Source organism: Paraflavitalea soli, from assembly GCF_003555545.1.
Classification (GTDB): Bacteria; Bacteroidota; Bacteroidia; order Chitinophagales; family Chitinophagaceae; genus Paraflavitalea; species Paraflavitalea soli.
Genome location: NZ_CP032157.1, coordinates 8,183,057 through 8,204,332, shown reverse-complemented (window position 1 = coordinate 8,204,332; position 21,276 = coordinate 8,183,057). Strand labels below are relative to the sequence as shown.

17 protein-coding genes and 1 other RNA gene are annotated in these 21,276 nt (G+C 48.0%); 6 read left to right on the top strand and 12 right to left on the bottom strand.

The features are described from left to right. Positions 1–471: 471 nt before the first annotated feature. Positions 472–1,473 (top strand): YCF48-related protein, encoded by a 1,002-nt coding sequence (locus tag D3H65_RS31735; RefSeq protein WP_162915909.1) that lies wholly within the window; start codon positions 472–474, stop codon positions 1,471–1,473. A 1-nt stretch (position 1,474) separates the two neighbouring features. Here D3H65_RS31735 and D3H65_RS31730 read toward each other — a convergent pair whose 3' ends face one another. Beyond that, the gene (locus D3H65_RS31730; protein ID WP_119054161.1) at positions 1,475–1,804 is read right to left on the bottom strand and encodes a DMT family protein; all 330 of its coding nucleotides are present in this window, start codon (positions 1,802–1,804) and stop codon (positions 1,475–1,477) included. 76 nt (positions 1,805–1,880) lie between these two features. Here D3H65_RS31730 and D3H65_RS31725 point away from each other — a divergent pair, with 76 nt between their 5' ends. After that, a complete protein-coding gene (locus D3H65_RS31725; RefSeq protein ID WP_119054160.1) occupies positions 1,881–2,402 on the top strand; it encodes a ferritin in 522 nt (173 codons plus the stop codon). A 76-nt stretch (positions 2,403–2,478) separates the two neighbouring features. On the opposite strand, the gene smc is transcribed toward D3H65_RS31725, so the two are convergent. After that, positions 2,479–6,000, bottom strand: coding sequence for a chromosome segregation protein SMC (gene smc, locus D3H65_RS31720; protein WP_119054159.1), 3,522 nt, complete (start codon positions 5,998–6,000; stop codon positions 2,479–2,481). A gap of 290 nt (positions 6,001–6,290) precedes the next feature. Here smc and D3H65_RS31715 point away from each other — a divergent pair, with 290 nt between their 5' ends. Next, positions 6,291–6,914, top strand: a complete 624-nt coding sequence (locus tag D3H65_RS31715; protein WP_245999636.1) for an NUDIX hydrolase — start codon at positions 6,291–6,293, stop codon at positions 6,912–6,914. A gap of 187 nt (positions 6,915–7,101) precedes the next feature. Here D3H65_RS31715 and D3H65_RS31710 read toward each other — a convergent pair whose 3' ends face one another. Further along, positions 7,102–7,977 (bottom strand): methylated-DNA--[protein]-cysteine S-methyltransferase, encoded by an 876-nt coding sequence (locus D3H65_RS31710; RefSeq protein WP_119054158.1) that lies wholly within the window; start codon positions 7,975–7,977, stop codon positions 7,102–7,104. A 134-nt stretch (positions 7,978–8,111) separates the two neighbouring features. Here D3H65_RS31710 and D3H65_RS31705 point away from each other — a divergent pair, with 134 nt between their 5' ends. Then, the gene (locus D3H65_RS31705) at positions 8,112–8,528 is read left to right on the top strand and encodes a hypothetical protein (RefSeq protein ID WP_211345579.1); all 417 of its coding nucleotides are present in this window, start codon (positions 8,112–8,114) and stop codon (positions 8,526–8,528) included. Positions 8,529–9,020: 492 nt separating this feature from the next. Here D3H65_RS31705 and fsa read toward each other — a convergent pair whose 3' ends face one another. The 3 genes from fsa to D3H65_RS31690 all read right to left on the bottom strand — a co-directional run bounded on the left by fsa (position 9,021) and on the right by D3H65_RS31690 (position 11,372). After that, positions 9,021–9,698: a fructose-6-phosphate aldolase gene (fsa, locus tag D3H65_RS31700; RefSeq protein WP_119054157.1), complete on the bottom strand. Its 678-nt coding sequence runs from the start codon at positions 9,696–9,698 to the stop codon at positions 9,021–9,023. Between the two features lie 123 nt (positions 9,699–9,821). Further along, positions 9,822–9,921: signal recognition particle sRNA small type (gene ffs / locus D3H65_RS31695), an RNA gene on the bottom strand. A 161-nt stretch (positions 9,922–10,082) separates the two neighbouring features. After that, entirely contained in the window at positions 10,083–11,372 is a 1,290-nt protein-coding gene (locus tag D3H65_RS31690) for a type IX secretion system plug protein (RefSeq protein WP_119054156.1), read from the bottom strand. A gap of 91 nt (positions 11,373–11,463) precedes the next feature. Here D3H65_RS31690 and D3H65_RS31685 point away from each other — a divergent pair, with 91 nt between their 5' ends. After that, entirely contained in the window at positions 11,464–12,696 is a 1,233-nt protein-coding gene (locus tag D3H65_RS31685; RefSeq protein ID WP_119054155.1) for an ABC transporter permease, read from the top strand. Positions 12,697–12,777: 81 nt separating this feature from the next. Here D3H65_RS31685 and D3H65_RS31680 read toward each other — a convergent pair whose 3' ends face one another. Then, positions 12,778–13,512: a TrmH family RNA methyltransferase gene (locus D3H65_RS31680; RefSeq protein WP_119054154.1), complete on the bottom strand. Its 735-nt coding sequence runs from the start codon at positions 13,510–13,512 to the stop codon at positions 12,778–12,780. An 87-nt stretch (positions 13,513–13,599) separates the two neighbouring features. Between D3H65_RS31680 and D3H65_RS31675 the strand changes: the two genes are divergently transcribed. Next, the gene (locus D3H65_RS31675) at positions 13,600–15,942 is read left to right on the top strand and encodes a BamA/TamA family outer membrane protein (protein WP_162915908.1); all 2,343 of its coding nucleotides are present in this window, start codon (positions 13,600–13,602) and stop codon (positions 15,940–15,942) included. Positions 15,943–15,984: 42 nt separating this feature from the next. Here the strand turns inward: D3H65_RS31675 and truB are convergent, their stop codons facing one another. The 5 genes from truB to D3H65_RS31650 all read right to left on the bottom strand — a co-directional run bounded on the left by truB (position 15,985) and on the right by D3H65_RS31650 (position 21,273). After that, positions 15,985–16,674, bottom strand: a complete 690-nt coding sequence (gene truB, locus D3H65_RS31670) for a tRNA pseudouridine(55) synthase TruB (RefSeq protein WP_119054152.1) — start codon at positions 16,672–16,674, stop codon at positions 15,985–15,987. Positions 16,675–16,762: 88 nt separating this feature from the next. Beyond that, entirely contained in the window at positions 16,763–18,109 is a 1,347-nt protein-coding gene (locus D3H65_RS31665; protein WP_119054151.1) for a DUF58 domain-containing protein, read from the bottom strand. A gap of 99 nt (positions 18,110–18,208) precedes the next feature. Further along, positions 18,209–19,186, bottom strand: coding sequence for an AAA family ATPase (locus tag D3H65_RS31660; RefSeq protein WP_119054150.1), 978 nt, complete (start codon positions 19,184–19,186; stop codon positions 18,209–18,211). A 36-nt stretch (positions 19,187–19,222) separates the two neighbouring features. Next, positions 19,223–20,467 carry a hypothetical protein gene (locus D3H65_RS31655; RefSeq protein ID WP_162915907.1) on the bottom strand — a complete coding sequence of 415 codons (1,245 nt, stop codon included), beginning with the start codon at positions 20,465–20,467 and terminating at the stop codon, positions 19,223–19,225. After that, positions 20,464–21,273 (bottom strand): DUF4129 domain-containing protein, encoded by an 810-nt coding sequence (locus tag D3H65_RS31650; RefSeq protein WP_119054148.1) that lies wholly within the window; start codon positions 21,271–21,273, stop codon positions 20,464–20,466. Before D3H65_RS31650 ends, D3H65_RS31655 begins: the two co-directional genes overlap by 4 nt. Positions 21,274–21,276: the final 3 nt, after the last annotated feature.

Here is a 21,276-nt window from a genome sequence, read left to right as displayed (position 1 = left end):
TCTGATAGTAACTTTTACGATACGCAGGGGAATAACTGAAGCCAAAAAACAGGGCATATTTGCGCTATGTCAATAAATGTTCAGACGTTATCTTTGAATTAGTTGATCCAATATCCCCACAGAAATACCGCCACCAATATCCGGCATCCAATATCATCTGAAGATCCTGTTCAAAATTCTCTACCAGAAACCTGCGGGTTTTTATCCTGTGATCCTGATAGTAGCAAAAGGTTTCTTAGAAAAATCCTGAAAGACCAATAGTAATATCCAATACCTGAAAAGATCAAGATCCGATAGTATGTGAAAACCCAGTCGATATCCTGAAAACCCAGCCGCCAAAAACAGATCGTGCCAGGACATCCAATACCTTTGAAATGAGTTTACCTTCGATCGACTGAAAGATTAAGACATTCAAAAAGCCATCACTTCTACGGAGCGATGGCTTTTTGATTTTTGCTTATCTTCCCATCTATGATTACTAAATCCATCAGTGTACTGTTTCTGCTATCCTGCCTCTTTTCCGGAACAACCGTGCAGGCGCAACATATCGAATTGCTCACCAGCGGCACGGAAACGAGCCTTAGAGGGCTTAGTGTGGTGAATGACGCGGTAATATGGGTAAGTGGCAGCAAGGGCAAGGTGGGCCGTTCGATGGACGGAGGGAAGACCTGGATATGGACAACGGTGCCGGGTTATGAACAGCGGGATTTCCGGGATATCGAAGCTTTTGATGAAAAGACAGCCGTTATCATAGCCATCGCAGAACCAGCCAATATCCTTAAAACAACGGATGGGGGCAAAACCTGGAAAACGGTATTTACAGATACCACCAAAGGCATGTTCCTCGACGCCATGGATTTTATAGACAACAAAAGGGGCATCGTAGTAGGCGATCCCATTGACGGAAAGGTATATTTAGCCACCACAGATGACGGTGGCAGCAGCTGGAAAAAGTTCACTGCCACTACCCTGCCTGCCATGGAAGGGGAAGGATTCTTCGCCGCCAGTGGTACCAATATCCGGTATCAAAAAAACGGGCTTTTCACGATCGTATCGGGCGGCAAGGTGGCCAGGCTGCTTGATCCGCAGCGCACTGTTACGCTGGACATTATCCAGGGGCGTGAAATGACAGGGCCCAATTCGATCGCGATCAACGGCAATCATGCGGTTATTGTAGCCGGCGATTATGATAACCAGCCTGATACTACAGGGAACTGCCTGCTTTCGACAGATGGTATGAAAACCTGGCATGCGCCGGTTACAGGTCCACGTGCCTACCGTAGTTGTGTAGCCTATATCACGCCTGAGCAACTGATCACTTGCGGCGTTCCCGGGGTTGATATTTCAATAGACGGTGGTAATAACTGGAAGCTGATCTCCCCGGATGGGTATCATGTATGCCAGAAAGCTAAGAAAGGGAAAGCAGTGTATTTAGCAGGGGGCAAGGGACGGATCGGGAAACTAGTGTGGTAACCTACTTCTTAAACATGAAATAAACAGCGCCAATCAGGAAACAGAAACTGACCAGGTATTTCCAGTGAAAGGGTTCTTTGAGGTAGACAACAGCAAAGACTGTAAATACAATGAGGGTAATCACTTCCTGTGTCATTTTGAGCTGAAAACCATTGAAGCCATTGGAAAAACCCCAGCGGTTGGCAGGCACCATCAGGCAATACTCAAAGAATGCGATCCCCCAGCTTAGCAGAATAGCCTTCCACAAGGGCAGGTGTTGCTGTTTTAAATGACCGTACCAGGCGATGGTCATAAATATGTTTGACAGCAATAACAGGATGATGGTGCGCATAATGGGTTAATTTTACTACCAGTTATAAAGTGTCAAAATTATAAATTCGTATATTCAATTACAAAACTATCAACGTATGATATCGAGTAAAATAGACGCAGCCCTCAACAAGCAGATCGACCTGGAAGGCTTTTCTTCCATGTATTACCTGGCTATGGGCTCCTGGGCAGAAGTAAAAGGGTACAATGGTGTAGCGCAGTTCCTGTACCACCATTCTGATGAAGAGCGTACGCATATGCTGAAGTTGTTCCACTACATCAATGATCGTGGCGGGCACGCTATCGTACCTCCCTTTGCCGCGCCCCAAACTGACTTTAAGAATATCCAGGAGATCTTTGAGATCGTTCACTCTCATGAAATAAAAGTATCGAACGAGATCAATGCGCTGGTAGAGCTTTGCATACAGGAGAAAGACTATACCACACACAACTTCCTGCAATGGTATGTGACAGAGCAGATCGAAGAAGAAAGTCTGGCCCGCCAGATCCTGGACAAACTAAAACTTATCGGGGAAGATAAAGGTGGTATGTACCTTTTTGACCGTGACTTGGGCGCCATGAATCCACAAGGTGGCGGCAAAGGAAAAGGCGGCCATTAATGGAAACTCCATCAAGTCTATAAACAAAGATCCCGCTCAAGAGCGGGATCTTTTATTTTTCCTAATGACTGATGACTTAATTGAGGCTGCGGAAATCCACGGGTACCAGTTTACTTACACCGGGCTCCTGCATGGTGACACCGTAAATAACATCCACTGAGCTCATGGTCATCTTGTTGTGGGTAACAATGATGAACTGGCTTTCTTCGCTGAACTTACGGATCATGTTGGTGAACTTACCTACGTTGGCATCATCAAGTGGGGCGTCCACCTCATCGAGGATACAGAATGGCGCCGGCTTGATGAGGTAAATCGCAAACAGCAGGGCGGTAGCGGTGAGGGTCTTTTCTCCACCACTCAACTGGGTAATGGATGAAGGCCGTTTACCCTTGGGCTTGGCAATGATATCGATGCTGGTTTCGGCCAGGTTCTCCGGATTCTCCAACACCATATCTGCGGTATCATCTTCTGTAAAGAGGGCTTTAAATACCTTCTGGAAGTTATCGCGCACGCGGTTGAAGGTGTCGAGGAACTGCTGATTGGCGGTAGCTTCCACTTCCTGGATAGTCTGGAGCAGGCTATCCTTGGCAGTAACCAGGTCATTCTTCTGTTCGAGGATGAACTCATATCTTTTTTTCATTTCCTGGAAGGCCTCAATGGCGGTGGGGTTTACCTCACCCAGGTTCTCCAGGCGCTTCTTCATCCGGTCGCTCTTTTCCTGCAATTCTTCTGTTGGCACTTCACCGGTCCTTGGCTGGTCGATGATGTCATCGAGGTTGATGCGGAACTCCACATTGAGCCTTTCTTTCATACCGGCCAACTGCAGTTTCAGTTCGTTGAGCCTGTCTTTGATCTCGGTAAGGAGGTGCTCGAGCATTTCGCGCTCTTTGGTCTTATGGCGAAGTTCGCTTTCCTTCTCGTTGAGTGTATTGCGCAGGTTATAATAAGCCTGGTCAGTTTCGTTCAATACCTTTTCGGCTTCTTCTTTCTTGCGCATCAGGTCTACCAAACCATTTTCAGCAGCTTCCAATGTTTCGGCACTTTCAGTAATGTTCTCCACTGTTTGTTTCAACTGGGAGGCATTGGTTTCTATCTGGGTGCGGAGACCAGTAAGCTGGTTGCGTTTGAATTCCAGCTCCTGTGTCAGGGCGGTGATCTTACTTTGCTGACGGGTAACCTGCAGGTTGAATTCATTGTAGCTGGCCAATGCGCTGTGGTATTGGCTCTCGGCAGATTTGTAATCGCCTTCGGCAGCCTGCAGTTTCTCCCGCACTTCGTTGAGCTGGGCTACCAGTTGTTGCCATTCTTCGCGGGTACCGGAGATAGAGGCCGTGGTATTTTCCAGGTTGATCTGCAATTCCTCCAACCTGTTTTGTGAAGTGCTCTTCATGCCATGCAGGTTCTCGATCTTATTTTGCAAAGAGAACACGAGGTTGGTAAGACGGTTGATATCTTCCTGAGCCTGCTTGATGGCAGTTTCCTTCAGTTGCTCGTTGTAGCTGACCACTTCGTTGTGCTTCTCCTGGATGGCTGCCTTGAGCTCATTTACAATGCGCTCCTGCACCTGTATCTGCTCATACAGCTTTTCGAGGTTCTTGGCACGACCGATCTTCTTACCCTCAAATATCCCAACGCTACCACCGGTCAGTGAATATTTTCCTTTTACGTATTTACCGTGTTTCTCCAATACGATGGAACCATTGCTGTTGGCAAGGGCATCTTCATTTTCGGCAATGAAAACCTGTCCCAGCAAGTGTTCTGCCAGTTGACGGTATTGGGGGTCTACTTCTATCACCTGCATGGCAGGGATGGAGCCTTCGGGCTGATGGGCAGCGGGTTCTACATTGCCGTTGAGCTTATCCAACAGGAAAAAGTTGGCCTTTCCTTTTTTGTTGGCGTCGAGGAGGTGTACTGCCTGCAAACCTTCCTGCAGGTCATTCACCACGTAATAGTTGAGGTAGGGTTCCAGCACGTTTTCCACGGCAGCACGGAACTCTTCCTTTACATATATAATATCTGACAGAATAGGCGCTGTATGATTCCAGTTGGGGTTCTTATGGAGGAACTTCACACTTTCGGGATAGCCTTCCATTGAGTCGATGAGGCTTTTCAGCAGGTCGTACTCATTTTTTTTGGCATCCAGCTTACGGCTTTCCCCGGCCAGTTCCTGACGGAGTCTTTCCATTTCGCCCTGCGCTTCCAGTATTTGTTCTTTCGTGCGCTCGTGCTGTTCCTGGAGTTGCCGGAGATCACGCTGGCGGCTTTCGAGTTCTTCTTCTTTGGTGATGTGCTCTTCTTCCAATTGTTTGAGCTGGCTGGTACGTACTTCCTGCTCTTCTTCCAGCCGGGCAATGCTTTGCTCGAGGTTGCGGATAGAGTTATCGGCGATGGCTACTTTCTTCTCTGCCTCAAACTGGTTGCGCTGCATGTTGAGGTTCTCGCTACGCAGGCTGTCTACATGTGAACGCTTCTCATCAAACACTTTGCGTCTTTCTTCTGTAGCTTCTTTCAGGTCTTCCAGCTGCTGTTGCAGGCTTTCCAGTTTACCAGCTTCCTCTCCTACCTGCAGTTGGGTGAATTCAATGCCTTCTTCGATTCCCTTGAGTTGTCCTTCACTTTTGTTGAGGAACTCCTGCAGACTGTTTTCCTTTTCTTTCAGGAAGTTCAGTCTTTGGGAAGCGAGGTTCTTATCATTCTCTTTGGTGCGTAAGGTTTGTAACAGGTCGTTGAACTCATGCTGCATGCTTTGCAGGGCGCGTTCTTTTTCAATGAAGCCTACTTTCTCCTGTTCTATTACGGCTTCTTCATTGGCTATTTCAGCTTCCAACCTGATCTTCTTATCGATTTCAGCCTCAGACTGGGCATTCAGGTCGCGCCAGGTGTGGTTGAATCCTTCCAGGGAGGCCTTGGCCAGTTCAATGCTTACTTCCCGGTATTCTTTTTTGATCTCGTAATACTTCTCTGCTTTCTTCGCCTGGTTTTCGAGGCTCTTCAACTGGTTGTTGATCTCGAACAGCAGGTCTTCAATACGGGCAAGATCCTGTTCGGTGGCATCCAGCTTTTGCTTGGCTTCCTTCTTGCGGGTTTTATAAATGGTGATACCGGCAGCCTGCTCGAGCATGCGGCGACGGCTATTTTCCTTGTCCTTGATGATCTCATCCACCATACCCAACTCAATAATGGCATAGCTGTCGGTACTCACACCGGTATCCATAAAGAGGTTCTGGATATCTTTCAGGCGGCACTGTACATCATTGAGGCGGTATTCGCTTTCGCCGCTTTTATAGAACTTCCTGGTAACAGTAACGGTATTGAACTCTGTAGGGAGCAGGTTCCGGGTATTTTCAAAGGTGAGGCTCACCTCGGCCAGGCCGCTGGCGGAACGTGTTTTTGAACCGTTGAACACCAGGCTTTCCAGGTTTTCACTACGCAGGTGACTGATCTTCTGTTCGCCGATTACCCACCGGATACTGTCGATGATATTACTTTTACCGCAACCATTGGGTCCGATAACGCCGGTAATACCTTCATCGAAGTTCAGTACGGTCTTGTCGGCAAAACTTTTAAAACCTTTAATTTCTAAGCTCTTTAATCGCACAGTGTCTTAATTTTTAAGGACAGCAAATATAGAAGAATAGGGGTACAAAATACATAGGCCAATAGTTACCCACAGGATTACCCACATGGAATTATACACAAACACTGCACCATGTGGATATCCCCGGCAACTTGTGGATAAAATGGCATTGCACAGTGAATAAGTCTTACAGTTAAAGCAGGGTTTAAAACACAATATGCCATAAAGTCCTATAATAAAGTTGGTTATATTAGTAAATACTACTTTTGTCGCATCTATTATATAATACCCTATTACTTCAACATCTTATTGTGACGGACGCTATTCTGAACCTCGCCAAACGCATCAAATCAATTGCCGATACAGGACTGGTATACAATACCAATGATTACGACCGGGAACGGTATGCGGAGTTATTGGAGATCAGTCATGAGTTGACCAGCACATTGATCGGCCAGCCTGTGGAAGTGATCAGGAACTTTTATGCGCCGAATAAAGATTATCCTACGCCCAAAGTGGATGTGCGCGGCCTGCTGCTCAATGAAGCGGGGGAAATACTGCTGGCCCGGGAAATGGCTGATGGCAAATGGACCTTGCCCGGCGGCTGGGCGGATATCGGCCTATCGCCCTCGCAAGTGATAGAAAAAGAATTCCGGGAGGAAACAGGCCTGGAAGTAAAGGCCACCCGGCTGTTGGCCGTTTTTGATAAACGCTGTCATCCGCACCCGCCGCAGGCATTTTATGTGTACAAATTTGGGTTGCTGTGTGAAGTGACGGGGGAACTGCGGCTGCAAAAGGGGTTTGATATCCTGGATGTGGGCTTCTTTCCGGTTGATCAGTTGCCGGAGTTGTCGGAAGACCGCATCCTTCGTTCACAGATTGAATTGTTGTACAAGCTGGCAGGGGAACGGGGTTCAGCGGCGTATTTTGATTGAAGCGTTAAGCGGGTAGCCCCTAAAGGGGCACAAAAAACTCTCGATACGATGTTTGCTACAAAGCGGGTGCCCCGATGGGGCACCATACACGCCTGACAAGCAATGGTGCAAAGCCGGAGGCTTTGAAATAGCCGTCATCCCGACATGCGTGCGCCGGGAAGGCTGGCGAATGAGCTCCGATGATGCTTTAGATAGCAGTCTTCGCCATTTCCCAACCGAGCATGGCTTTCTTGCGTTCGGTACCCCAATGGTATTCACCGATGATCAGGTTCTTGCGGATGATCCGGTGGCAGGGTATGAGGTAGGCAATAGGATTGGCACCTACGGCGGTTCCCACCGCCTGCAATGCCTTGGGTTCTTCAATATGCCGGGCGAGGGACTGATAGGTGCTCACTGTTCCATAAGGCACTTCCAGCAAAGCGTTCCAAACCTTCACCTGGAAGTTGGTTCCCTTTACCAGTACGCTTAGTTTTTCCTGGGCGCCTGGCTTACGGTGAAAAATGGCATTGGCCATTACTTCGGTATTCCGGCTGTTCTCGCGCACAGAAGCGTTGCCCCAGGCGCTTTCCAGTTCTTCAATGGCTGTGCTCCGGTTGTCTTCCTGCAGGAATGACAAATGACAGATACCGCGTCCTGTAACGCCGATGATACATTCGCCGAACGGAGTGGCATGGAATCCATATTCGATCAGGATGCCACTACCCTTCTCTTTGTATTCCTGGGGTGTTACGGCTTCGAGGTTTACAAACAGGTCGTATACGCGTGACTGGCTTGACAAGCCGGCGGCATCTGCGGCATCGAGCAGGTTGTCGAACCCGGTAATGCGGTGTTTCAGGTAATCGGTGGTGAGGAATTGTAAAAACCTTTTGGGGCTGATACCTGCCCATTCGGTAAACATGCGCTGAAAATGAAAAGCGCTCATATTGACCTGGGCAGCCACTTCTTCGAGGCTGGGCTGGTTACGGAAATTTACATACAGGTAATCGATTGCCGTTGCTATTTGCTGGTATTGGTAAGCATTGGTAGCCACTGGCTCAAAATTTAATATTTTTTCTGATAGCATGGTAATTTTTATTAGTGTATGCAAATTGCCTGTATTTACCCGCCTGTTCAACCTGAAACTTGCTATATTTAACAAGGCAGAAATACAACTGTTCAGGGATATTCCGTGTCTTGAAAACAAGCAAAGCTTTACACTTGAAATTATTCTTTTACATCATATTTGGGGTACTGGTATTGAGTGGCCGTGCAGCGCAGGGGCAACAGGTAGACAGTATTTACTTTCACCTGTACACAGACAGTCTGAAGAAAGGGGTGCACAATTATATCAATGTGGACGGGAAACTGACGGATGGCCGCTGGCAACCGCTTACGGCCCGGGAATTGAATTTTACGGCTTCTGCCGGCAGGTTTGATGGCAATAGCCTGATTGTTGATACCTCGTTTAAAGGGGCTACAGTTGCCGTTAAAGCGGCCCTGAAGAGCAATCCCAAGGTATGGAAGGAAATAACGATCTATATGAAAACGGTGGATACGCTGGAACGGCTGAAAACGATGGAGGAGGTATTACCGGGTAGCCCGGGCGGCCGACGGCGGGGACGAAAAGGGAGCTGAGGCGGGAGGCGTGAATCGGCAATCGTGAATCGGCGGCAATCGGCAGTCGGCAATCGTGAATACGTTTGCTTCGATAGCGGATTTCTCCCTGCGGTCGAAACAAAAAGTGAGATCCGATAACAAAAGTGAGATCCGGAATAACAAGGAAGCATTTTATTCCTTCATATGTCAATGATCTTCAACAACATATACCTACTTCACAATGTGCCTAAATGGACATTTCCGCGTCCAGCCTGCATTTGAGGCATGTTTTCTTACTATTGGCTTGCTACTGGCTTGGGACTGGGCTGGAACTGGCTTTTAACCGCCGGGGCTAAAAGTAGGCGAATCTATCCTATATCCACGGCATATCTACGGCTGATCCCCGGCGAAAAGGACGGGCATCTTATCCCCTTTCGGCTATCTGATGGGAAATGAAAGATCTGGTGGTATGACCATTAAAAAAGGTGTCTCATAAGAGACACCCTTCATAATCAATTATTTTTCAGTCGCTTACTTGGCGCCTGCCAGTGCGGGAGCATAGGTTTTCTTCGCATCTTCCAGGAACTTGGCCAGGCCAATATCGGTCAACGGATGTTTCAGTAATCCTAAGATGGGCTCCAGGGGGCTGGTAATTACATCTGCACCGGCTTCAGCACATTTTACAATGTGGAGGGCGCTGCGGATAGAAGCGGCCAGGATCTCTGTTTTATACCCTTGCAGGTTATAGATATGAGAGATCTGCTCAATGAGTTGAATACCATCCCAATTGCTGTCATCAACACGGCCGATGAAGGGAGAAAGGTAGGTAGCGCCTGCTTTGGCAGCCAGGATAGCCTGACCAGCAGAGAATACCAGGGTACAATTTGTTTTGATGCCATTGTCGGAGAAGTATTTGATGGCTTTGATACCATCTTTGATCATGGGCACTTTCACGATAATGTTGGGGTGAATAGCGGCCAGTTTCTTTCCTTCTTCTATGATGTCTTTGAACTCGGTAGAAATAACTTCAGCACTGATATCGCCATCAACCATTTCACAAATGGTGAGGTAGTGTTTCATAACGGCTTCTTCGCCTTTGATGCCTTCTTTGGCCATCAGGGAAGGGTTGGTCGTAACACCATCGAGGATACCTAATTCATGCGCTTCTTTGATCTGAGCCAGGTTGGCTGTATCAATAAAAAATTTCATACTATTAAAGTTTTGAGATGTTGATTAGAACATGCGGATGGCCATTGAACGGGGAGCGATCTTGCAGGAGCGGAAGATGTGTGCAGGTTACCATTGGCCATGCTCTTGGATAAAAAAAAGAAAAAAAGGCAGATTACTTACATCGCACCGCTACAACCGCCTACCCTTGCTACCTTCCGGTCCTGGGGGGGTTCAGCAGGAGCTGGTCGTGTAAGACCTGCCGGCTGCAAAGATATGGCAAAACAACGAATTACATTCATTGATTACTAATTATTGATTAATTAATTATTCATTTGAGACAATCAAACCAATAATACACACCGTTTTGTGCAGTAATCAACTCATGACGGCACTACTAATCAGTAATCAATAATTCGATAATTGCTAAGGCCTGTTGGTGAGTGAATTAATAGTGGTGAGACCTACCAATTCATCTGCGCGGCCACCCAATGGACGATAATAGACCAAAATGGTATAGTTGTTTTCGGTTTCCCAATAATTGCCTTCGGTGAAATCAAAAGAGGCTTTGCGCTTTGGATCGTTGCGGTCGATGGTGGCGTAACAATAATCATAGTACCCCATTTTCAGGAAGAGTGACCTTTCATAGGCTCCTTTCTCTGTATTGAACACCATTTTAGCCGAATCGTTGAGGTTGTAGTTGGTCAATTGCCCTACAATAAATACATCTTTATCGGGAAAAGGGACGTTGTTGCCCGGCACAAAAGTAAAGTTGACGGTAGCATAGTCGCCCTGCCAATAGGGATTGACGCTTTCGGTGGTCTCGATAGTGAACATACCATTATTATCGCGGAAGAAATTGAAGCGCTGGCTGCTTCTGTTGGCATCGGGCCGGACGATCACATCGGTACTGCCATTTCCATATTTTACCTTCTCAATCCGGTCGCTTTGAAAACGGAAGCTGCGCAGGTCGAGCCAACGCCACTCCTTTCCAGCAGGAAAAACAGCATCATTTTCTGTATTGTACTCCAGCACATTCCTGGAAAAGAAAGATGGGCGGATATTGGAGACGGCATTGTCCCAACGATAATTTTGCATTATCACTACGTTGATCTGTTGAAACTGGTTGACGACATTCAACCCTTCATTCAGCGCTACTTTAAACTGAATCTTCTGGTGGGTGCGGAATATCTGTCCGTTAAATGGCTGTTGTACCTGGGCGGTAATGGCGGCCTGTTCCCTGTATACCAACATCCGCTTGGTGAAGATGGTTTTAGAGGTATCGCCATTCAGGAAAACCTTCAATATATAATTGCCGGATTTGGTGGGCATGCAATTCCTGTCGGGCAAGGCGGCCTGGTAATGGGTATAACGGGTAAAGGCGATGGAGGAAACGCGGTAGGTATTGATGCGCTGTTGTGAAAAGCCGCTGATAAAATCAAACTGGCTGAGAATAGCGGGAGTCCAATCGGCATTGCACAGCTGAAACGTATAGGAGTAATTTTTAACATTGGCATCAAGGTCGTCGAAATGGAGCTCCAGGGAGCCGATACCGCCGAGTTGCATAATGGGTGGCCCCAGCTGGTTGCCGGTAGGGTGCAACAGCACTGTTTTAATTCGTGGTGAATAGACTGCATCGGGTATCTGGGCCTGAACAGGCAGGAGCTGTACCAGGAAAACCGACAGTAATAACCAGGATAGAATGCATCGTTTCATGTGCTGAAGTTATAGAAATCCTCTAAAAGACAGCTTTTTGGAATGGTATGGTTGCTTTCTGTTATTTTTACGACCGAAAAATCAATGCCGATTGAATATCGCCGCCTTTATAGCCCGCCGTATCGCTTTTAATCAACAACGGTCCTTTTCCCGGTTTGTGATACGCCTTTCGATAGGCGCCACGGTGATCAGTGTGGCTGTTATGATCCTGACGATTGCCTTTGCCAATGGCTTTCAGAAAACGATCAGCCAGAAAGTATTCAGTTTCTGGGGGCATGTGCGGGTGCAGAGCTTTGATGCCACGGCGGTATCGATTGCAGAAGAAGTGCCCATCCTCAAAAATGATTCGGTCCTCCACCTGAAGAAAAAGGTTCCGGAAATCAAAACGGTACAGGCATTTGCCACGAAAAATGCCATTTTGAAAACGGCGGCCACCATTGAGGCGGTATTGGTGAAAGGGGTAGAAAAAAGCTATGATTTCAACAATTTACAAAACTTCCTGGTAGAAGGCCGCTGGATACATTTTACGGATAGCGGCTATAGCAATGAGATCAATTTATCGGTGTATACGGCTACGCAGCTTAACCTGAAGGTGAATGATCAACTGATCATTTATTTTATACAGCGGGGGAATCCCAATTTCCGCCCCAGGAAGCTGACGGTAGCGGGTATCTTCAAAACGGGTATTGAGGATTACGACAAGCATATTGCGATCGGTGACCTGAAGCTGATCCAGCGGCTGAATGACTGGGACAGCAACCAGGTAGGCGGCTATGAAATATTCCTGCATGATTATAATAAAATGGACAAGGTTAGTGAGGACATTGTACAAGAGCTGCCTATTGGTCTGAAGTCGACCACGATCAAGAATATTTATCCGAATATCTTCGACTGGCTGGCGCTGCAGAATAAAACGATCGCTATTGTTCTTATCATTATGATCGTGATCGCTACGCTGAACCTGATCACCTGCCTGCTGATACTGGTATTGGAACGCACGCGCATGATCGGTGTGCTGAAAGCGCTGGGCGCCCGCAACCAAACTGTGCAACAGGTATTCCTGTATCATGGTACATTTATTACCTTTTTTGGTTTACTGCTGGGCAATGTGATCGGATTGGGTATCTGCTGGCTGCAACAACGATATGGCTTCATTCCATTACCGGAAGAGGCTTACTGGATCTCCAAAGCGGTAGCAGACGTGGTATGGTGGCATGTGGTGCTGGTAGATGCGGGCACCTTCCTGGTGTGCTTCCTGGTACTGCTGATCCCCACGATCATTGTCAAGAAAGTACAGCCGGTGAAAGCCATTCGATTCAGTTAAGACCAGCTGCGAGCGACGAGCTTCGAGCTGCGAGCCAACAGCCTTTAGCCATTAAACCCATCGCTTTGTATTTGCTCGTAGCTATCGAACGATATGCGATAGGATGATGCCGGTAGCTACGGCGGCGTTCAGGGATTCGGCCTCTCCCTTTCTGGGAATGGTGATGCGGTGGCGGCAAAGTTTCAATAATTCTTCGCGGATACCTTTTGACTCATTACCAATGACGAGTATGCCTTGCTGCAATGGCTGCAGGTCGTACAAACTGGTGCCGTGCAGGGTAGCTGCATAGGCAGGGATACCGGCATGCTGCTCCATAAAGGGGACCAGATCTTCGTATATGACCTGCACGCGGCTGATGCTGCCCATGGTTGACTGTACCACTTTGGGACTGAAAACGTCGGCAGATTCCGGGCTGCAAATGACGGTATTGATGCCAAACCAGTCGGCACAACGGATGATGGTGCCGAGATTGCCGGGGTCCTGGATGGCATCGAGCATCAGGGAAAGCTGCCCCCGGTAACTGGTGATTTTAGGAAATACGGGCTTACGAAAAACGCCTACCACCTGGTTGGGTGTCTGGAGAAAAGACAGGCGTTCCAACTCCTGCTCTTTGACCTCAACAACGCTACCAGTCTGCATTTGGGGGTGTTGGCTTATCCACTCCGGCACCGCATACAACTGCTTTAGCTGTACGTTGGGTGTGCTTAAGAGTTCGTTAATTAACTTGGGGCCTTCTGCGATAAATACGCCTTCTTCATCTCTTGATTTTTTCTGGCTTAAACTTTGAATATATTTGACCTGCGATTTAACCAACATTGCACCTCGTTTATAAGTTATATGACATCCGGCCGGCAAGTTACCTTTTTTACATTTTCCAGATGGTCTTTATATGGCCTGCTCTGTATGCTGCTGGCTACGTCCTGTTCAGTAAGGAATTATAATTCCAGTAAGCCATTCCCCTACCGGACGACGATCAACCTGGTGGGTAAAACACCGGAGTATGACCGGCTGGAATTGCAAACCAAGCTGCAGGATCAGGTAGATGACAGCCTGAAGACAAGATTGATCTCCTCCTGGGTGTTTTTCCGGGCGCTCAAAAATCCGCCTGTTTTTGACTCCTTAAACATTGGGCGGTCGAAAATATTCATTACAAACCTGCTCCATTCGCTGGGCTATTTCAACCCGGTGGTTCAGGATACCTTTTACATTGATACGGTTGCCAATAAACAACATGGGGAACAAAAAAGGGTCTACACTACTTTCACGGTAACGCCGGGAATAGCCATGCGTCTGGACTCGATCGGGTATGCGCTGGAAACGCCGGAACTGCAGGCACTGGCGCTCAAATCAATGAATGGGTCGCTGCTGAAAAAAGGGGAACCTTACTCTGATCAAAAGGTGAATGGGGAGCTTGACCGGTTACTGGCTATTTACCGGGACAGTGGCTATTATAAGTTTTCGAAGGAGAATATTTATGCAGAGCGGGATACGGTGGTAGCGGCCCTGATCGACCCTACGCTCGACCCTTTTGAGCAGCTGCGGTTGCTGGACTCGCTGAGCAAAAAGCGGGAAAAGCCTACGATCAATATAACGATCAGACAACGGCCGCTGAAGGACAGTGCGCATATCCGTAAATTCTATATGGGTAATGTGCGGGTATACCCCGATCTATCGATCCTGGAAGATTCTGTGCCGGTTACGAAAGACAGCGCGACTATCCAGGGATATCAATTCTTCTTTAATTCCAGGCGGTTCAAGCTGCCGTTCATTGCCACCAATATCCGCCTGCGGCCTGGTACGGCTTATTCGCAGCGCCGCTATTACCGGGTGATCAATACATTTAACCAACTGGGCGCCTGGCAAAATGTGGACCTTACGCTGCAGGAAAGGTATGACAGTGTGCCCTTGCTGGATGCGGTGCTACGGCTCTATCCGGCCATGAAACACAGTCTCAATGTGGATTTCGAAACGAGTCGTAACGTAAGTGACTTCCTTTCGCAGGGCACTTATTTTGGATTGGGACTTAACTTCCGGCTGCTGAACCGCAATGCCTACCGGGAAGCGATCCAGACCAGTACGAATGCCAGGTTTGGTATTGAGATCGGTACGCACCTGGTGCAAACGCTGCAGGCGAGTCTTTCGCATAATATTTACTTCCCCAAGATCATCCTGCCCAAATTCCTGCTGGACTGGTTTCCACGCAAGACAGAGGGTAATGAACGCACGCTGGCCCGGCGTACGGTGCTGAACCTGACAGGCGCTTACACAGACCGGCGCGACTTTTTCAGAGCCCCCTCCTTCAATACTTCCTGGGGTTATGAATGGACGCGGAGAAAGACCCGGGCTTCGGACCCGGATAATGCAACGCAGCGCTGGACGAAGAGTTATGTGTTGACGCCTTTTAATTTTGAATATACGGACCTGCATAAAACAGACAGTTTGCGGAAACTGGAGGAAGCTATCCCTGCCTACCGGTTTGCCTTTAATGATGGCATGATCATCAGCACTGTTTTCAGTGCCACAGCAGCCCGGCAGTTTGACAATGACAAGCGCCTGGTGATCATCCGGGGACGTATTGAGGAAAGCGGCGCCTTGTTTGGACTTATCAAAAGCCTGGAACTGGGTGATCTGCGGCGCTTTGTGAAAGTAGATGCGGAGGTGAAGCACTATATCAACCGCAAGCGGTCGTCCTGGGCATTCCGTGCTTTTGGGGGCGTAGCCTTCATTTATGGTAAAACGGATACGAACGGAGTGATCGTCAAAGAACATAACCTACCCTTTTTCAAGGCCTTTTTTGCAGGAGGCCCTTATAGCATGCGGGCCTGGCAGGTGCGAAGGCTGGGTCCGGGCTCTTCCACGATCTACGACACATCTGATACCACGCGGGTAGACCGGTTTGGCAATATGCAGTTGGAGTTCAATGCTGAATATCGTTTTAACATTACTACGATTGCCGGCGTGAAAGTGAACAGTGCTTTATTTGTTGATATTGGTAATATCTGGAGTAAAGAGTACCAAAATGGACAGGAAGTGCCGGAGGCTTCTTTTAAATTAAGCCGGCTATACAAGGATATTGCGCTCGGTGCTGGTACGAGCCTACGCCTCGATTTTGAATTCTTCATGATCCGTCTTGACTGGGCTTACCGGCTCAAGAACCCACGCTATGCGAATATGAACTATGGATGGTTCCAGAAGATAGATATCGCCAGCGGCCAACTACAGTTGGGCATCGGGTATCCTTTCTAAAAGCTGCGAGCAGTGAGCTACGAGCTGCGAGCTAATACAATTTTACTGCGCCAATGCTTCTTTGATCATTGCCTGGGCCTGTTCCATCGTCATTGCTTTATCAATAGTGAATGCGCCAATACGGGTGCGGCATAAACTGCTGAGGTGTGCACCACAGCCCAGGGCTATGCCTACATCATTGGCCAGGCTACGGATATAGGTGCCGGTGGAACATACTACCCTAAAATGAAGAATAGGTAAAGCAATATTGGTGAACTCAAATTCCCTGATGGTGATCTTTCTTGCTTCCAGTTCGACATGCTCTCCCCTGCGGGCCAGCTCATAGACGCGCTTACCATCTTTTTTTATAGCAGAATGAATGGGAGGCACCTGCATGATCTCGCCTGTAAACTGTTTTGTAACGGCCTCCAATTGTGCTGGTGTGACGGAATCGTAGGCTTTGAAATTTTCAGGTTCGCTCTCGAGATCGTAGGTTGGCGTGGTAGCCCCCAGGGTAATGGTGCCGGTATATTCCTTTTCCTGGGCCATGTACTCATTGATACGCTTGGTAAACTTGCCGGTACAGAGTATCAACATGCCGGTAGCCAGGGGATCGAGTGTCCCTGCATGACCTACCTTTTTAATCTTCATCTGTGCCCTCAGTTTGCGTACCACGTCGAAAGAAGTCCACTCCAGTGGCTTGTTGATCAGCAATACCTGTCCGTCGGAGAATATATTGATGGCCTGCTCCATGCGGCGAAGATAAAGGAAAAGCTGCGAGCTGTGAGCTACGAGCTGCGAGCAAATACAGTGAAGCCAGGAAAGAGGGCTAGCTTGAATTTTAGATTGCCTGCTTAGCTTTCAATTCGAGGTACTTATTAATGGTATTCACGGTGAGGTTTTCCGGCGCAGTAAGGATGGTGAGGATACCATGCTGCTGGAGTTCTTTTACCATGAGTTTCTTTTCATGGATAAATTTTTCGGCAATGGTCTTCACATACACGGATTCGATATCATTGGCCCTTGCCTCTGTGAGCTGGCGTAATTCTGTGTTCTCAAAAAATACGACCAACACGAGGTGGCTACGGGCAATGCTTCTGATATAGGGTAACTGCCGTTGCAAACCTGCCAGGGATTCAAAATTGGTAAATAGTACAATGAGGCTGCGTTGTGTAACACGTGAGCGAATGAGTGCGTACAGTTTCTCAAAGTCTGTCTCCAGGAATTTGGTTTGCTGGTTGTAGAGGGCTTCCAGGATATTACCCATCTGTGCAGCCTTACGGTCGGCCGGCAGGAAATGGCCTATCTGCTCAGCAAAAGTGAGGAGGCCTGCTTTGTCCTGTCTGATGAGGGCTACGCGCGAAAGGATGAGGGTAGCATTGATGGCATAATCGAGGAGGGTCATTCCTTCGAAAGGCATTTTCATGACGCGGCCCTTATCAATGACGCAATACACCTGCTGGCTGCGCTCGTCCATGAAGTTATTGACCATGAGCTGGCCACCTTTGCGGGCGGTAGCTTTCCAGTTAATACTGCGTATATCATCGCCGGTAACGTATTCCTTGATCTGTTCAAACTCGAGGCTATGGCCGATCTTACGGAGTTTCCTGCTGCCTGCTTCCGCGAGGTTATTGGAATGGGCCATCAGCTCAAACTGACGCAGGGCGAGGTAGGAAGGAAATACCTTGATCATTTGCTCCTGCTCTATTTTGATGCGGCGCACCACTACGTTCAGCGGACTCTTTATAAAGAGGTTGGTATCATGAAAGATGTATTCGCCCCGTTCTACGGGACGTAATTGATAGACGAGGCGCTGTTGTTCTTCGCCTGCCAGGGAAGTAGACAATTCAAAATCCCTGCGTTGGAACTGAATGGGGATTTCATCGATGACCTTGAGGTGAACGCGAAAATGGTAATGGTTCTTCAATACCAACTGTACCTTATTTTCATCGCCATTGCTAAAGCGCTCGGTGAGTTCCCGTACTGCTGTCACGCCTTTTCTATTGAAGAACAGGTTGACATAATCCAATAACATGACAACTGCCACAAACAGGAAAGCGAGTTGCCCTATCCGGAACAGGAATGGCCAGGCATAAGATACCAGGAATAAAGCAATTACCACGGCCAGGGACCAGTAGAACCGGCGGCTGAAGTAGAGGGGCTTGATATAGTTGTTGTAGAAGCGCAATGTGAAATTTCGAATTTAGGATTTAGAATGTAGGATTCTGTTACCCGGTCTTTGATTGCTTTTTTGAATTGCTGAACATTATACTTCTGCATCTTCCCCCTATCGTGGTACTTCAATGCTTTGTATCACCTGGGCGATCACATCATCGGTAGATGCGCCTTCCATTTCCTTTTCGGGGGTGAGTACAATGCGGTGACGTAAAACAGGGGGAATGATAAAAATGATATCCTCGGGCGTTACGAAATCGCGTCCACGCATGGCGGCCAGTGCTTTGGCCCCATTGAGGATGCCAATTGATGCGCGGGGAGAAGCACCCAGGTAAATAGACTTATGGTTGCGGGTATTGGCAACGATGGAAGTTATAAAGCTGATGAGTTTCTCTTCAATGCGGATGGTACGCACCTGGTGGCGCAAAGTTTCGATCTGCGCTGCCGATATAACGGCTGTTACTTCGCCCAGCATGCTGTTGAGGGTGGTATGGTGATGATTGGACAGGATGCGAAACTCCTGTTCCAATGTAGGATAGGTAACATTGATCTTAAACAGGAAACGGTCCAACTGGGCTTCGGGCAGGTGGTAGGTACCCTCCTGCTCTATGGGGTTTTGTGTGGCCACCACCATAAAAGGAGCCGCGAGGGCATAGGTATGCCCGTCAACGGTGACCTGCCTTTCCTCCATCACTTCAAACAAGGCAGCCTGGGTTTTGGCGGGCGCCCGGTTGATCTCATCGATGAGCACGATATTGCTGAAGATGGGCCCTTGTTTAAACTGGAAGGATGTTTCCTTCGGGTTAAATATAGAAGTACCGATCACATCACTTGGCATGAGATCGGGAGTAAACTGAATGCGGGAAAAGCCTATTGAAATGCTTTTGCTGAGCAATTTAGCGGTGAGTGTTTTGGCTACACCGGGCACCCCTTCGATAATAACGTGCCCATCTGCCAGCACTGCTGTCAGCAACAATTCCACCATTTGCTCCTGCCCTACGACCACTTTACCTATTTCGGCTTTCAGTGTTTCTACCGATTGTTGGAGGGAACTAAGATCGGTGCGGAGTTCAAAAAAAGTCTCTTCCATGTATCAGGCGTTATTTATTTAGAATTATACACGCCATCAGGCGTATTTATAAAAGGTTTCGAGTTTATGATTCAGCTCCAGCAGGGCATGATCTGACACCTGGGGTGCATCCTGGGCAAATTGCAGGTCATACACGAGTGCCTGTACAGCCTGCTGGTCGTACCCGCTTTTGTAGGTCAATCTTTTCACAAAATCTTCATCCATTACTGATGAGCGGATATTATAGCGATTGCGCACATAGCTCAGGAAATGTACGGTCATTTTGTGCGACAGATCCTTGTTGTCCTTTCGCTGAAAATACATCCGGCCAATGGTCTTCACAAAATCGAGGGAAGCATTCCTCAATGGCTGGATAACGGGTATGATGCGTTGTTTACGTTTGGATTCAACGAGGTAGATCAGGAGTAATAACAACAAGAGTAATCCTGCGGCCCAGGCAAAGGATTTTTGATTGAGCAGCCAGCCGAGTGCTTTATAGGCATTGTTGGCGCCGCTGCCGTCCTTACCTTCTCCCCTGGTGCTGTTGCGGAAATAATCGTCCCAGCGCACCACTTCGATATTCCGTGGAAGCCAGGATAAAACCTGGTCGTAATAGGCTTTATTCTCTTTGTGCAGGAGGAAGAAATTGGTGAGGGCCATGGGCGCGAGGTGAATGTAAAAAGCGCCCCCACTCTCGTAGGATATCTTTACGAAATTGGCCTTGCCATCCTCATTCTTTCCCAACACGGTAGTGATGGAAGAATCCAGATAGCTGAAATAATTGTCGAAAGCCTTACCGGGATAGGTGTACGTGCTTTCTTTCCAGGATACGGGATCGCTTATCTGTACAGAGAGTGAATCATGGCTATTGTAAAACCCGGTATACAGGGAGGTTTTTAATTGCAGGCTGTCGAGCAGGGTTTCGTCGATGGAAGAAGAAGAGATAAATATTTTGGCGCCTCTGCTGACGAGTCCAATCAATCCTTCTATTTCCTTGTCATCGGGCATTACTTCGTTGGCGATGATGAGGTAGCAGGTTTTACCTACATTGTCATCATATTGACCGAAAGCATCACGGATGCTGGCTTTCTGGTAGGGATCGGGGGATGTTTTATGGTTGATAATGGATGCTTCCGGGAAGATGCGCTGGAGGTTTTCATGGGCATAATAAGTACCATAGGGTATTTTATCATTGCGCCACAGGGTTACGCGCTCATTGAGTCGCTTGGACTGGTTGCAACTACAACCCACAATAACCATGAGGAGCAGGCAATAAGATATGTATGGGAGTGAACGCCTCACGGTCTTACAGCATTAAAAAAGTGTTGAAAATTCTGATGCACGCGGTTGAACTGTTCCTCGGACAAGGCAAATTCACCATACCAGACGTATTCATATACGTGGGTAAGGAAGCGGAACTCGTTGCCAACACCATAGGGATGTACCTGACTAATGTATTCGTAGTTGGTGCCCTGGGCATGGTAGCGGATCCATCCTTTATCATTGAGGGAGCGCAACGATTTGAGGTACATAAACCGGATAGCTGCACGGAAATCGCGCTCCTGTATAGCGGCCTGGATCTTGCCATCGAAGTCGTTGTCATCAATTTCATTCTCCAGTTCCTGTACGCCCTCCTTTCTCCGGCGGGAGGCAGCGGTCATGAACAGGTTGTTGACGACAATGATGCGGTAAATGATGAGGACAAAGATCACGCCCAGTATAATATAGGTAACGGTACGCACGCCTGATCCGGAGAAAAATTCATAGAAATAATCCCAAAACCCCTTCTCTCTCTTCACAGGCTCTTTGGCTTTTTTGGTCCAATAGGCTGAGTCATTGGCATAAGCAAAAGCTTCATCGCGCTTCAGCTTATTGACTGATGAGTCGGGCACGATCCGTAATTCGGGTTGCACGGGGGTAAAGTCTTCCTGCTTATAATCTTCACTTTCCACAGGAGCAACAACGGAATCCTCTATCGTCACTATTGTGGTATCTACGACGGGCTCCTCTTCCTGGGCTACGGCCATACAGGGCATCCAGAGGAAGGCGATGTATAAAAAGAGCCTGCCTGTACTTCTTAACCTTGTATTTAGTAAAACAGGGAACATGGG

Coding starts and splice junctions, on each gene's coding strand:
- D3H65_RS31675 (WP_162915908.1), top strand. CDS start 13,600: ATGCTGCTGGCTACGTCCTGTTCAGTAAGGAATTATAATTCCAGTAAG.
- D3H65_RS31650 (WP_119054148.1), bottom strand. CDS start 21,273: ATGTTCCCTGTTTTACTAAATACAAGGTTAAGAAGTACAGGCAGGCTC.
- D3H65_RS31660 (WP_119054150.1), bottom strand. CDS start 19,186: ATGGAAGAGACTTTTTTTGAACTCCGCACCGATCTTAGTTCCCTCCAA.
- fsa (WP_119054157.1), bottom strand. CDS start 9,698: ATGAAATTTTTTATTGATACAGCCAACCTGGCTCAGATCAAAGAAGCG.
- D3H65_RS31735 (WP_162915909.1), top strand. CDS start 472: ATGATTACTAAATCCATCAGTGTACTGTTTCTGCTATCCTGCCTCTTT.
- D3H65_RS31710 (WP_119054158.1), bottom strand. CDS start 7,977: ATGCTATCAGAAAAAATATTAAATTTTGAGCCAGTGGCTACCAATGCT.
- truB (WP_119054152.1), bottom strand. CDS start 16,674: ATGGAGCAGGCCATCAATATATTCTCCGACGGACAGGTATTGCTGATC.
- D3H65_RS31690 (WP_119054156.1), bottom strand. CDS start 11,372: ATGAAACGATGCATTCTATCCTGGTTATTACTGTCGGTTTTCCTGGTA.
- D3H65_RS31725 (WP_119054160.1), top strand. CDS start 1,881: ATGATATCGAGTAAAATAGACGCAGCCCTCAACAAGCAGATCGACCTG.
- D3H65_RS31730 (WP_119054161.1), bottom strand. CDS start 1,804: ATGCGCACCATCATCCTGTTATTGCTGTCAAACATATTTATGACCATC.
- D3H65_RS31680 (WP_119054154.1), bottom strand. CDS start 13,512: ATGTTGGTTAAATCGCAGGTCAAATATATTCAAAGTTTAAGCCAGAAA.